The organism is Anabaena sp. UHCC 0204 (genome assembly GCF_009711975.1).
In the GTDB taxonomy this organism is placed as follows: Bacteria; Cyanobacteriota; Cyanobacteriia; order Cyanobacteriales; family Nostocaceae; genus Dolichospermum.
In genome coordinates, this window is record NZ_VIKW01000004.1 from 140,182 (window position 1) to 152,406 (window position 12,225).

General features: G+C 38.7%; 11 protein-coding genes. 8 read left to right on the plus strand and 3 right to left on the minus strand.

The features are described 5' to 3' along the window. Window positions 1-225 precede the first annotated feature (225 nt). The 7 genes from FJR04_RS04955 (at window position 226) to FJR04_RS04985 (ending at window position 8,248) form a co-directional block, all read left to right on the plus strand. Window positions 226-1,578, plus strand: a complete 1,353-nt coding sequence (locus tag FJR04_RS04955) for a folate/biopterin family MFS transporter (RefSeq protein WP_168492346.1) — start codon at window positions 226-228, stop codon at window positions 1,576-1,578. Window positions 1,579-1,606: 28 nt separating this feature from the next. Beyond that, a complete protein-coding gene (locus FJR04_RS04960) occupies window positions 1,607-2,446 on the plus strand; it encodes a class I SAM-dependent methyltransferase (RefSeq protein ID WP_168492347.1) in 840 nt (279 codons plus the stop codon). Between the two features lie 66 nt (window positions 2,447-2,512). After that, window positions 2,513-3,985: a carotenoid oxygenase family protein gene (locus FJR04_RS04965; RefSeq protein WP_168492348.1), complete on the plus strand. Its 1,473-nt coding sequence runs from the start codon at window positions 2,513-2,515 to the stop codon at window positions 3,983-3,985. Window positions 3,986-4,156: 171 nt separating this feature from the next. Continuing rightward, the gene (locus FJR04_RS04970; RefSeq protein ID WP_168492350.1) at window positions 4,157-5,446 is read left to right on the plus strand and encodes a Glu/Leu/Phe/Val dehydrogenase; all 1,290 of its coding nucleotides are present in this window, start codon (window positions 4,157-4,159) and stop codon (window positions 5,444-5,446) included. Window positions 5,447-5,771: 325 nt separating this feature from the next. Then, a complete protein-coding gene (locus tag FJR04_RS04975; protein ID WP_168492352.1) occupies window positions 5,772-6,230 on the plus strand; it encodes a CBS domain-containing protein in 459 nt (152 codons plus the stop codon). Between the two features lie 184 nt (window positions 6,231-6,414). Beyond that, window positions 6,415-7,077 (plus strand): phycobilisome degradation protein NblB, encoded by a 663-nt coding sequence (gene nblB / locus FJR04_RS04980; protein WP_168492354.1) that lies wholly within the window; start codon window positions 6,415-6,417, stop codon window positions 7,075-7,077. 496 nt (window positions 7,078-7,573) lie between these two features. Next, window positions 7,574-8,248 (plus strand): LEVG family PEP-CTERM protein, encoded by a 675-nt coding sequence (locus tag FJR04_RS04985; RefSeq protein ID WP_168492355.1) that lies wholly within the window; start codon window positions 7,574-7,576, stop codon window positions 8,246-8,248. Window positions 8,249-8,355: 107 nt separating this feature from the next. On the opposite strand, the gene FJR04_RS04990 is transcribed toward FJR04_RS04985, so the two are convergent. The 3 genes from FJR04_RS04990 to rpaB all read right to left on the minus strand — a co-directional run bounded on the left by FJR04_RS04990 (window position 8,356) and on the right by rpaB (window position 10,411). Further along, window positions 8,356-8,874 carry a DUF456 domain-containing protein gene (locus tag FJR04_RS04990; protein ID WP_168492357.1) on the minus strand — a complete coding sequence of 173 codons (519 nt, stop codon included), beginning with the start codon at window positions 8,872-8,874 and terminating at the stop codon, window positions 8,356-8,358. Between the two features lie 68 nt (window positions 8,875-8,942). Then, the gene (locus FJR04_RS04995) at window positions 8,943-9,584 is read right to left on the minus strand and encodes a cofactor assembly of complex C subunit B (protein WP_168492359.1); all 642 of its coding nucleotides are present in this window, start codon (window positions 9,582-9,584) and stop codon (window positions 8,943-8,945) included. 98 nt (window positions 9,585-9,682) lie between these two features. Beyond that, window positions 9,683-10,411, minus strand: coding sequence for a response regulator transcription factor RpaB (gene rpaB, locus FJR04_RS05000; RefSeq protein ID WP_015079764.1), 729 nt, complete (start codon window positions 10,409-10,411; stop codon window positions 9,683-9,685). 170 nt (window positions 10,412-10,581) lie between these two features. Between rpaB and radA the strand changes: the two genes are divergently transcribed. Then, on the plus strand, window positions 10,582-12,126 hold the full coding sequence (gene radA / locus FJR04_RS05005) for a DNA repair protein RadA (RefSeq protein ID WP_168492360.1): 1,545 nt from the start codon (window positions 10,582-10,584) through the stop codon (window positions 12,124-12,126). The last annotated feature ends 99 nt before the right edge of the window (window positions 12,127-12,225 follow it).

A 12,225-nucleotide genomic window follows, 5' to 3' on the forward strand; every position in this document is an offset into this window, starting at 1 on the left:
TGTTTCTGTTTAGAGTCATGGCTATGTGCAATGACTCAATTACTGGACTATCCTGGTTCGTTCCCTTCGTGCTTCGTTCTTTCATGACTTGAGCATAAGTCCTAACCTCGTTTAACAATTTCCCCTTTTCCTGAACTTGTCATTAATGATCTGGGATGAGTTTCTCCCTACCTTAAATATCGGTATGATATAAAAGTAAACAAAACTTAAAGAATATTTATCCAAATGCCAAATGACTCCCCTAGCTTGCCCAAGGTTAAAGATTCACTAACCCAGAAAATTCTCTTAGGTAACGAACCTAGTGCTGAGTTAATAGCAATTCTTACCATCTATTTTGTCCAAGGTATATTAGCATTATCGCGTTTAGCCGTGAGCTTTTTTCTCAAAGATGAATTGCGATTAAGCCCAGTGCAGATGTCAGCGATTGTGGGCATCAGTACCATTCCTTGGATGATTAAGCCATTATATGGTTTTATATCCGATAGTTTACCATTATTTGGCTACCACAGAAAACCTTACATAGTGCTATCTGGAATCCTTGGATGTATTTCTTGGGTGAGCTTAGGAACAGTAGTTCATACTAGCTCAACAGCAACGATTATGATTCTACTTTCTTCTCTTTCTGTTGCTGTTAGTGATGTGATAGTTGATTCTATAGTAGTAGAAAGAGCCAGATCTGAATCATCAGCAAAAATAGGTTCTTTACAATCTCTTTGTTGGGGTAGTTCAGCAATTGGGGGACTTTGTATAGCTTACTTTAGTGGGTTACTATTGGAATATTTCACCACACGCACAGTATTTTTAATTACAGCATTATTTCCTTTAATTATTTCATCTGTAGCTTGGTTAATTGCTGAACAACCAATTAACAAAGATACTAAAAAAAGCAATAATACAAAACATCAAATTGGACAATTGATCCAAGCCCTCAGCCAAAAAGCAATTTGGCTACCAACAGCATTTATATTTATTTGGCACGCTACACCAAATGCAGAATCAGCATTTTTCTATTTTACAACTAATGAACTACACTTTGAACCAGAATTTTTAGGGAGAGTCCGTTTAGTCACCAGTTTTGCTTCCTTAGTTGGGGTGTGGGCTTTTCAACGTTATTTTAAAACTATCCCTTTTCGAGTGATGTTTACTTGGGGGATTTTTATATCTACAGCTTTAGGAATGACAACTTTATTATTAGTCACTCACACTAACAGACTTTTAGGAATAGATGATCATTGGTTTAGTTTAGGTGATAGTTTGATTATTACCGTTATTGGGCAAGTTGTCTTTATGCCCGTATTAGTATTAGCAACAAAGCTTTGTCCTCCTGGTATAGAAGCTACATTCTTTGCTTTAATAATGTCTATATTTAATTTAGGAGGAACAGTTTCCTATGGCTTTGGGGCAATCATCATGAAATGGTTGGGAATTACAGAAAATCAATTTGATTCTCTGTGGTTATTAATCATCATTACTAACTGTAGCTCCCTGATTCCGATCTTATTTATTAAATGGCTACCAGATGCTAAAATTGATATTGGTAATAGTCAACCACTTATCAATGATGTAATTAGTCCATAGAGAAAAACTTATTAGGAAAATAGATGATATGACGACTCCTGGTTCTTATGATGCCAGCATCATGAATGTTGATTTAGCTAAAGAACTGCAAAGATTACATTTACAAGTTCTTTTAAGTTGGAAAAAAGAAGCCAGGACATTAGGCTGGTTTGGTTTAAATGATCAAATGTCTGTTTTAGAATTGGGCAGTGGTCCCGGATTTTATACAGAACAACTTCTGAATTTGCTCCCCAATAGCCAAATCACAGCCTTAGAAATTGATCCTGTTTTAGTTAAACAGTCTCAACAGTATTTACAAAACAAAGCTGATCATCGTTTACAGATTATTGAAGCTTCTGTTATGGAAACTGGCTTACCAGATAACAGTTTTGATTTTGTTATTGCCCGATTAGTTTTAGAGCATATATCTAATCCTCTTGGTGCAGTTAAAGAAGTATTGCGTGTTCTTAAACCCGGAGGTAAGTTAGTAATTATTGGTGGTGATAGAAATATGATGATGTTAATTGATCCACTATTTCCAGAATTTGATTTGATTAATGAAAAAGCCGCACAATTTCAAATTAATCGAGGTGGAGATCCTTTCTTAGGGCGTAAATTATGGCGCATTCTCCAAACAGCAGGTTTTGAAAATCTCGATTTAGAAACTATTGCTTACCATAGTGATGATGTAGGGATAGAAGCAATCTCTGAACAATTTCAACCAGAACACTTTTTACATTTAGCTAGTTTAGGGATGCTGTCTGCACAAGAAGCAGAAAATACTATTGCTGCCATGAATAAGTTTTTAAATTCAGAAAATCCATTTATATTAATATTGGGATTTATGGCTTGTGGTCAGAAACCATATCTAAATATAGCTGAGAACTAAACTAATTTAGATCCTCGACTTTTTTAATAAGTTGGAGATATTTAACCTTTAACTGGACAATATATTATGCAAACATTAGAACCTCAAGATCATCAAATTTCGGAAAAATCCTATACCCTCAAAGATTGGCAAGGAGGATATGAATCTCTTACCCAAGAATTTGATTATTGGATTGATGATATAGAAGGAGAAATTCCCCTAGAATTAACAGGAACATTATTTAGGAATGGTCCCGGTTTATTAGATATCAACGGGCAAAGATTTCATCATCCCTTTGATGGAGATGGCATGATTAGCCGCATTACATTTACTAATGGACGCGCCCATTTTCGGAATAGATTTGTACAAACAGAAGGTTATTTAGCAGAGAAGGAAGCAGGTAAAATTCTTTATCGTGGTGTTTTTGGTACTCAAAAACCAGGAGGTTGGTTAGCGAATGCTTTTGATTTTAGAATCAAACATATTGCAAATACAAATGTTATTTATTGGGGTGGTAAACTTTTAGCATTATGGGAAGCAGCAGAACCTTATTTACTTAATCCCCAAACGCTGGAAACATTAGGAAATGAATATTTTAATGGTGTTTTAGCTAAAAAAGAAGCCTTTAGCGCCCACCCTCGTATTGATCCCAATGGTACATTAGTTAACTTTGCCGTAAAACCAGGACCATCAACAACAATTACGATATTTGAATTAAACACAAACGGGGAAATTATTAAAAAACAAAATCATAGTGTTCCTGGTTTTTGCTTCATTCATGATTTTGTAATTACAGAAAATTACTGTATTTTCTTTCAAAATCCTGTTAAATTTAATCCCATACCTTTTGCTTTAGGAATATCTAGCGCAGCCCAATGTATTAAGGTTCAAAAAAATCAGCCTACAAAAATTATCATTATTCCGCGCACAGAAAAAAGCAAAGATGAAAAAGTCAAAGTTCTAGAAACTCAAGCCGGGTTTATTTTCCATCATGCTAATGCTTTTGAAATAGAGAATGGAATTATCATTGATTCTATTTGCTATGAATCATTAACAGATGTTGAACCCAATAGCGATTATCGAGAAACTGATTTTGATGCCAATTCTCCTGGACAACTTTGGCGATTTCATCTCAATTTACAAGAAAATAAAGTGCAGAATCAGTTAATAGATGATCGATCTTGTGAATTTCCAACTATTCACCCCCGTAATGTCGGTAAATCATATCGTTTCTTATACGCTGCTGCGACTCATCAAGCAACTGGAAATGCACCATTACAAGCAATCCTTAAACTTGATTTAGAGTCACAACAAAAGCAACTATGGAGTGCTGCACCACGAGGTTTTGTCGGTGAACCAATTTTTGTTCCTCGTGCAAATTCTCAACAAGAAGATGATGGTTGGGTAATAGCTTTAGTTTATGATGCAGAACATGATCGTTCCGATGTAGTAATTTTAGATGCGGGAAATCTGGAACAGGGTGCGATCGCCAAACTACATCTTCAACATCATATTCCCTATGGTTTACATGGGAGCTTTACACCCGAAACATTTATTTAAATGTAGGTTGGTTGGGTTGACGCAAGAAAACCCAACATCGGTTTCCATAAACATACTCCCAAAAATAAAACTGTAACAAAAACTACAAAATTGATGTCTTTTTGAAAAAAAGAGGGTAAGCTAACCATATAAATCCGGTTTACGAATATACCGTGATGAGGAGTGAATATTATGGTTTTAACGTCTCTCCCACTTATGGAAAATCAATCTCCAGCTTACATTTGCCCTTATGATCAAGCTTGTAGCTATTTAGAATGGGCAGCTAAAGAATTAAAATTAGATCCAGGTATAGTAGAAATACTCAGTCATCCCCGAAAAGTTGTGACAGTTTCCATACCCATAAAAATGGATAATGGAGACGTGCGGGTTTTTGCAGGACATCGAGTCCAACACTCGGATATTTTAGGACCATATAAAGGTGGTATTCGCTATCATCCCGCAGTCACATTACGGGAAGTTTCCGCTCTGGCAATGCTGATGACTTGGAAATGTGCATTGTTAGGTATTCCCTATGGCGGTGGTAAAGGCGGAATTCCCATAGACCCCAAAAAGTTTAGTGTGGGGGAATTAGAACGGATTAGCCGCCGTTATATTAGTGAATTAATTAAAGACATTGGACCATCGGTGGATATACCCGCCCCAGATATGGGAACTTCAGCACGGGAAATGGCGTGGATGATGGATACTTATTCTGTCAATGTCGGTCATTCTGTGCCTGGAGTAGTAACTGGTAAGCCTTTATCTATTGGTGGTTCGCTAGGACGAGAAATGGCTACCGGACGCGGTGTAATGATTATTGTCCGTGAAGCACTTGCAGATCATGGTAAATCCCTTGCTGGTGTGCGTGTAGCGATTCAGGGTTTTGGTAATGTGGGCGGGGCTGCTGCTGAATTATTATACCAAGAGGGAGCGAAAATTATCGCTGTTTCTAGTGGTGCTGGGGGTGTCTTTTCGGAAGTTGGTCTTGATATTCCGGCATTAAAAGCTTATGCTGCTGAAAATCGCCGCAGTGTGGTAGGTTTCCCCCAAGCTATACCAATTAGTAATGCAGATTTACTAACTTTACCTTGTGATGTGTTAATTCCTGCTGCTTTGGAAAACCAAATAACTGAGGAAAATGTACATCAGATCAAAGCGCAATTTGTCGCGGAAGCTGCTAATGGTCCAGTGACATTGGAGGCTAATCGAATTTTAGAAGCGCGTGGTGTGACTGTGTTGCCAGATATTTTAGCTAATGCTGGGGGTGTAGTGGTAAGTTATTTGGAATGGGTACAAGGTCTTTCTTACCTGTTCTGGGATGAGGAACGCGTAAACAGAGAAATGGAACATTTGATGGTTCAGGCTTACCATAAGGTGATTAACGAGTCGAAAGCACGGCGGGTAAATCTGCGGTTAGCTGCTTATACTCTGGGTGTGGGTAGAGTCGCACAAGCTTTAACTGATAGGGGTTTGTATCCTTAGTCATGAAGGGTGGGGAAACCCCACCCCTACAAATGTATTTGTTTGATTCTTGTTTTGAGGCGTTGCTGATTAAGAGTATGATTTTGTTTCACGCAGAGGCGCTCCAGTCACAGAGAGTAAGAATTCGCAATTTTTGATTTTTCAATTTCATACTTCAATATAGCGATCGCCATGCAGTCTATCAGCAATGCCAAAGATTTTATATAATGTCTCTATTTCGGGAAATTTATAATTATAAAGTAACGATGTATTAACTGTTTTGGGTTATAACCCGTAATTTTCTACAATAATGAAAAAGACTTTATAAAAGGTGTCCTTAGAAAAAATGTCTAAAACTGTTGCTGATGTGATGAGTCGTGATCCTATTCTCGTTCGTCCTGAAACTCCTTTGAAAGAAGCTATCCAAATTTTGGCAGAAAAACGAATTAGCGGTTTACCTGTGATTGATGGTGCAGGTAAATTAGTCGGTATTATATCAGAAACTGATTTGATGTGGCAAGAAACTGGTGTGACTCCACCTGCATACATCATGTTTTTGGATAGTGTGATTTATTTGCAAAATCCTGCTACTTATGATCGAGATTTACATAAGGCTTTAGGACAAACGGTAGGGGAGGTAATGAGTAAAAATCCTTTGACTATTTCTCCTGAGAAACCATTAAGAGAAGCGGCAAAATTGATACAGGATCATAAGGTTCACCGTCTTCCTGTTCTTGACAATGCAGGTCAGGTCATTGGTATTCTGACTCGTGGTGATATTATTCGCGCTATGGCTGCTGAGTAGAAGATTAGGTGACAGGTTACAGGTGCTACGCCACGGTGACAGTCAGAACGGAATAGGGAGAAGATTTCTGGACTTTAATTGCTGAGTTCTTTTTTGAACACGACAGCCAACGGACAGGTCAGAAGGGAATAGGGAGAAGATTTCTGGACTTTACCAATTACATTTTGAAAATTAGGATGATTAAATGAGTGTTTCTGCTGAGTCGGTGAAAGAATTACTGAGTTCGGAAAATTTGGGCGATCGCCTACGTGCAGTCAATCAAATTCGGGAACTAGAGCCAAAAATCGGTTTAGAATTAGTGCAAATTGCCATCTGTGATCACAGTGCGCGTGTACGTTATTCGGCGGTAAGTCAAATGGATACTCTGGGAACACAGGATTTACAGTTATCCTTAGATATTTTACGCCGTTTACTCAATGATCCGGAAGCTGATGTTCAAGCCGCCGCAGCAGATTGTTTAGGTGCGCTAAAATTACATGAAGCTTTTGAAGATTTACAAGAACTTTATCATACAAGTCCTGAATGGTTGGTGCAGTTTAGCATTATTGCCACATTAGGAGAATTAGGAGATCCCCGCGGCTTTGAATTACTTACACAAGCTCTGGCTTCAGATAATGGCTTAATTCAAACTGCGGCTATTAGTTCTTTTGGTGAGTTGGGAGATATACAAGCTATTCCGCTTTTAGTTCCATACAGCACTAATGCAGATTGGCAAGTGCGTTACAGGGTTGTGCAAGCTTTAACTCGTTTGGGTGGTGATGAAGCTAAATCTATCTTAGCAACTTTGGTGAATGACGAAGTAGAAGCGATCGCCAATGAAGCAAAAAAAGCTTTGCAATTAACTTAATAAAGACTTGATGATACCTTCAACTTGCATTTACTCCACTGACTGGCGATCAGTATTTACTGTAAATAATAAGTAAAGATAACAATAACCAACAGGACTTGCTTCTTCATATTGGTTTTCCGGAAAGTCAGCAAATACTATCTATGTTTTAGGGATACAGCCTGGCTTTATCCCTATTTTATTGTAACTTTAAATAACAACTGCTGAATTTACTAACTTAGACTACTCTAATTTTATAAATATCTATTTCACATCAATGTCTTGTGGGATAAGGATTTCGAGTTATTTATATATGCCATATTTTGGGAGGAACAGACTTCTATTATGAAGTTAGTATAAAGAACACTATTTCTTTTTTTAAAGATTGTGTAAAGTAACCTCAGTTATATTTACTTAGGTAAATATCCGGGTTATAGTTTATATAAGAAACGCATTAAAAAGAGGCAAAAGATAACAGCCTCAAGTATAACACTTACAAAATAGGAATGTAAAAGTCATGACAAAGTTCAACTCTTTAGCAGCAACATTAGCAGCATCCGCTGTAGGTTTAAGCTTATTCGGTGGAGTATCTCAGGCTCAAGCCGCTTCTTTAGTTCCATCTACTGAAGGAGAAATTACTTTTGGTGTTGTAAATTCCTTGGGTTACACAGTAAAAAGTTTAGCCTATGACGGAATGGCAGCAAGCCGTTTATTTGTTGATGATAAAACAACTGACGGTCCTTTTACATTTACGAAGTTAGATGCAGGAACTAACCCCGATGGTCTTTGGTTCCGTCCCGTAGCTGTCAACGGTAGTATCGTTGAAAATGGTCACTTGGAAGTTGGTAAATTCAACTTTGATTTCGGTACAACAATAAAGAAACTCAAGCTAACTTTCTTTGACGTAGAAGAAGTAGGCACTTTGATTGACAACATAAATGGTGGTGTTGGCAGCATAGCAGTTGCTCCCGGTGATGACAGCAACATCCAGTATGTGTTCTTAGATAACGTTACATCATTCGATCTTAAAGCAGGTATAATCGGTGGTGATTTATTTCCCGATACTGGTGATGGTGTTCGTTTCCAAATCGAATCAGTACCTGAACCTACAACTATTCTTGGCTTAGGTGCTTTAGGTGTAGCTAGTGCATTTGGTTTACGTAAAGGTAAGAAAGCTTCACAAGCAGCTTAGATTGTAATTCCACTGAGAGATTTTAACTAAAACTCAATAATTAGATGTTTAGCCTGCTCATGCGGGCTTTGTTTTTTTGTCTGATTTTCAGCAAGCACTAATTAATTTTAACCTCCATATACTTGCGGCCAAGTTGTCAATAAAAATACGACAACTGCGCTGATAGCTAAAACACCTTGAATCAAATTCCCCACAACTGTACCGACAGTAATTCCTATCCCAGCTTTCACAGCAGGCCATAATTGACGCTGGTAAAGGAACTCACCAATAATTGCTCCTAATAGTGGTCCAAATAGAATCCCTAATAATGGTCCACCAAAAGGTAAAGCAGGTAATAATCCAAAAAATCCCAGTAATAAACCTACAAAAGCGCCAATTTGTCCCCATTTACTAGCACCAGCTTGTTTTGCTCCGATGTAACCAGCGAGGAAATCAACACCCATACTCAGGAATAGAACAATAATGGTGACAATTAGGGGAATTTTGATAGCTGTAAAGGAACTACTGACAATTCCCCAGATAATAATAGATATTAAAATCAAACTGCTACCAGGTATGGCTGGAACTACAGCACCAATCACACCTACTAACATTACAGCGACTAAGAGTAAATAAATAATTTGCATAATTGATTTCGTAGGGGCGCAGGGCCTGCGCCCAATCAGGAGTCATTGAGGAAGAAGGAAGAACAAAACTATCCATTACCAAGGGTTACAGCTAATTTATCCGCAATTCCGGCAATCCAGTTTTCATCTTGTTTAGTATAACTGCGGGGAGCATTTGCACCTAAAATTAACACCCCTCCTTTGCCAATTGGTTGACAAATTACACCTTGTGTGTTTTCTGGTAAATAGTCAAATTCAAATCTACCAGGATATACATATAAAGCTACTAGATAAATTGGTTTTTGTGTTTCCAGAACTCTGTTTAAGATAATTCCTGGTGTTACTTCTGATTTAGCAGCCAGAATACCGCGACGTAATAGAACCTTACCTTGATAGTAAACTATGAGCGATCGCGTGACTGTATTTGTTAATAATAACCGCGATGCCCAGGCTAATTCTATTTTTGCCGTTTCTGGTAGATCTGCTGCTAAAAAAAATCCCTCTTCCCCAATTAATTCTACTGTCTCAGGTGTGCGCGGCTGTACCTGTTGCCAAATTAAACCAGTTAAAATCAATACCGCACTCAAAATTACCCCCACCACATCTCCTCGTGCTTGGGAGTTTGTCAGTTCCGGTGTTAACAACCGATTCATCAACAAAAGTACAGCTCCTAAACCCCCAATAACTAAGGGTAAACGCCGTAAAACTCGATTGGGATCAGATTTTGTCATTTGTCATTTGTCATTAAGAAATTCTTTTCCCTACTACCTGCTCCCTGTCACCTAACTTCTTACTGTCACCTGTCACCTGTCCCCTGTCACCTAACTTCTTACTCTTCTCCTGGTTCGAGTATGCGTTGGAAAAGATAACCAGTCCCTCTAGCGGTGAGAATTAGTTCTGGGTTGCTAGGATCATCTTCTAATTTTGCTCGTAACCTGGAGATATGTACGTCCACAACGCGCGTATCTACGTGGCGTTCAGGAGTATATCCCCATACTTCTTGCAAAATTTCCGAACGGGAAAAAGCTTCACCAGAACGGCTAACTAATAATTCTAATAAGCTAAACTCCATACCGGTTAAGCGAATCCGCTCATCACCCTTATAAACTTGGCGCTTATTTGTATCAATTTTGATGGTGCTGACATGAATGACTCCCGAACTAGGAATACCATTTGCACCTGTTTTGTCTACCCGTCGCAATACTGAGCGAATCCGCGCTTCTAGTTCTTTGGGTGAGAATGGTTTAACTACATAATCATCTGCACCCAATTCCAAGCCAGTAATACGATCTGCTACGTCGCCTAAAGCTGTTAGCATGATGATGGGAACATCCGATTCCTTGCGTAATTCTTGACAAACGCCATAACCATCTAGCTTTGGCATCATGACATCTAAAACTACTAGGTCTGGTTCAGCTTTACGAAATATTTCTAAAGCTTCCTCACCATCTCCTGCTGTCACCACATCGTAGCCAATCATGGAAAGGCGTGTTTCCAAAATCCGCCGAATGCTGGCTTCGTCGTCTACTACCAGGATTTTTTCTTTATGACTTTCCAAGTTTTGTAATGCTCCTTAAGTAAAATTTTTCATGATTAATTTTTAATATCATAATAGTAAGATATCATTCTCTCAATTGATTTGGAAAAAGCTCTAACTATTACTATTATTAAATTTTCGTTTTTTCCAAGAATTAAGAAAAAATTAAGATTCTTAAATAAAATTTCAGCATGGCAAAGCCAAAAACCATTTATATCTGTAGTAATTGTGCAGCGGAATTCTCCCAATGGTTCGGAAAATGTTCAAATTGCGACACTTACGATTCTTTAGTAGAACAGAACATTAGTGCTTACATAGGGGATATACCCAGCCGGGGAGGTGTAGGAAATTGGCAAGCTGGAGGTCATAGTAAGTCTCATAATAAACCAGCTAAAGCCAGATCCGCCTTGACTTTTGATCAAATTAGCGATCGCCAAATTGCCCGTTGGGAGTCCGGCTATGGGGAATTAGATCGAGTTTTAGGCGGTGGTATAGTTCCCGGTTCGATGGTGCTAATTGGTGGTGATCCGGGTATCGGTAAATCAACTTTATTATTGCAAGTTTCTCATCAATTGGCACAAAAATACCGTATCCTCTATGTCACGGGAGAAGAATCAGGACAACAGGTAAAATTACGGGCTTCTCGGTTGGGAATGTCAAACACTCCTCTAGTGATCACGGAAGATCAAGATCATAAAAATAAAGATCCTGATAATCTAGCCAAAGAGACTGAGAAACCCATAGATCCTGATAGTATAGGTGCAGATTTATATGTGTTACCAGAAACGGATTTAGAGGAAATCTTGCGGGAAATAGACTCCCTCAAGCCAAACGTAGCGGTAATAGATAGTATCCAAACGGTGTTTTTTCCAGCTTTGACATCAGCACCGGGTTCAGTTGCTCAAGTCAGGGAATGTACCGCAGCTTTGATGAAAGTGGCAAAACACGAAGATATTACCATGTTAATCGTGGGTCATGTTACCAAAGAAGGAGCGATCGCAGGTCCCAAAGTATTAGAACATTTAGTAGATACTGTATTATATTTTGAAGGCGATCGCTTTGCCTCTCACAGATTATTAAGAACTGTAAAAAACCGTTTCGGAGCGACACACGAAATTGGTATATTTGAAATGGTATCCCAAGGATTAAAGGAAGTAGATAACCCTTCCGAGCTATTTTTAGGCAACCGTGACGATCCCGCTCCTGGTACAGCTATTGTTGTTGCCTGTGAAGGAACAAGACCAATCGTAGTGGAATTACAAGCTTTAGTTAGTCCTACCAGTTACCCATCTCCTCGACGGGCTGGTACAGGCATAGATTACAACCGCTTAGTGCAGATACTCGCCGTATTAGAAAAGCGTGTGGGTATACCCATGTCTAAACTAGACTCTTATGTAGCTTCTGCGGGGGGATTAAACGTAGAAGAACCAGCCGTAGATTTAGGAATTGCCGTAGCGATCGTTGCCAGTTTCCGAGATAAGATAGTTGATCCTGGGACAGTCTTAATTGGGGAAGTAGGATTAGGGGGACAAGTGCGATCGGTTTCCCAAATGGAACTACGATTAAAAGAAGCCGCAAAACTAGGATTTAAAAGAGCCATAGTCCCCAAAGGCACAAAATTCCCCGATCTTGGTATAGAGATATTACCAGTAGGTAAAGTCATAGATGCCATTATTGCCGCTGTACCTCATCAGGAATTGACAGAAGAAGATTTAGAACCAGATGAGGATGAGTAAAATATACCCAAAATAAGGGACTTCCAGGAAATAACGATTTTAGGAAGCTAAGTAGGGTTTGCTGATAGCGTAGCGTGGCGTTAGCCATAAAAGTTGTCT

Excerpts from the sequence above, each read along its gene's own strand:
- nblB (WP_168492354.1), top strand. The coding sequence starts at position 6,415 with ATGAGTGTTTCTGCTGAGTCGGTGAAAGAATTACTGAGTTCGGAAAAT.
- radA (WP_168492360.1), top strand. The coding sequence starts at position 10,582 with ATGGCAAAGCCAAAAACCATTTATATCTGTAGTAATTGTGCAGCGGAA.
- FJR04_RS04975 (WP_168492352.1), top strand. The coding sequence starts at position 5,772 with ATGTCTAAAACTGTTGCTGATGTGATGAGTCGTGATCCTATTCTCGTT.
- FJR04_RS04960 (WP_168492347.1), top strand. The coding sequence starts at position 1,607 with ATGACGACTCCTGGTTCTTATGATGCCAGCATCATGAATGTTGATTTA.
- FJR04_RS04955 (WP_168492346.1), top strand. The coding sequence starts at position 226 with ATGCCAAATGACTCCCCTAGCTTGCCCAAGGTTAAAGATTCACTAACC.
- FJR04_RS04985 (WP_168492355.1), top strand. The coding sequence starts at position 7,574 with ATGACAAAGTTCAACTCTTTAGCAGCAACATTAGCAGCATCCGCTGTA.
- FJR04_RS04990 (WP_168492357.1), bottom strand. The coding sequence starts at position 8,874 with ATGCAAATTATTTATTTACTCTTAGTCGCTGTAATGTTAGTAGGTGTG.
- FJR04_RS04965 (WP_168492348.1), top strand. The coding sequence starts at position 2,513 with ATGCAAACATTAGAACCTCAAGATCATCAAATTTCGGAAAAATCCTAT.
- FJR04_RS04970 (WP_168492350.1), top strand. The coding sequence starts at position 4,157 with ATGGTTTTAACGTCTCTCCCACTTATGGAAAATCAATCTCCAGCTTAC.
- FJR04_RS04995 (WP_168492359.1), bottom strand. The coding sequence starts at position 9,584 with ATGACAAAATCTGATCCCAATCGAGTTTTACGGCGTTTACCCTTAGTT.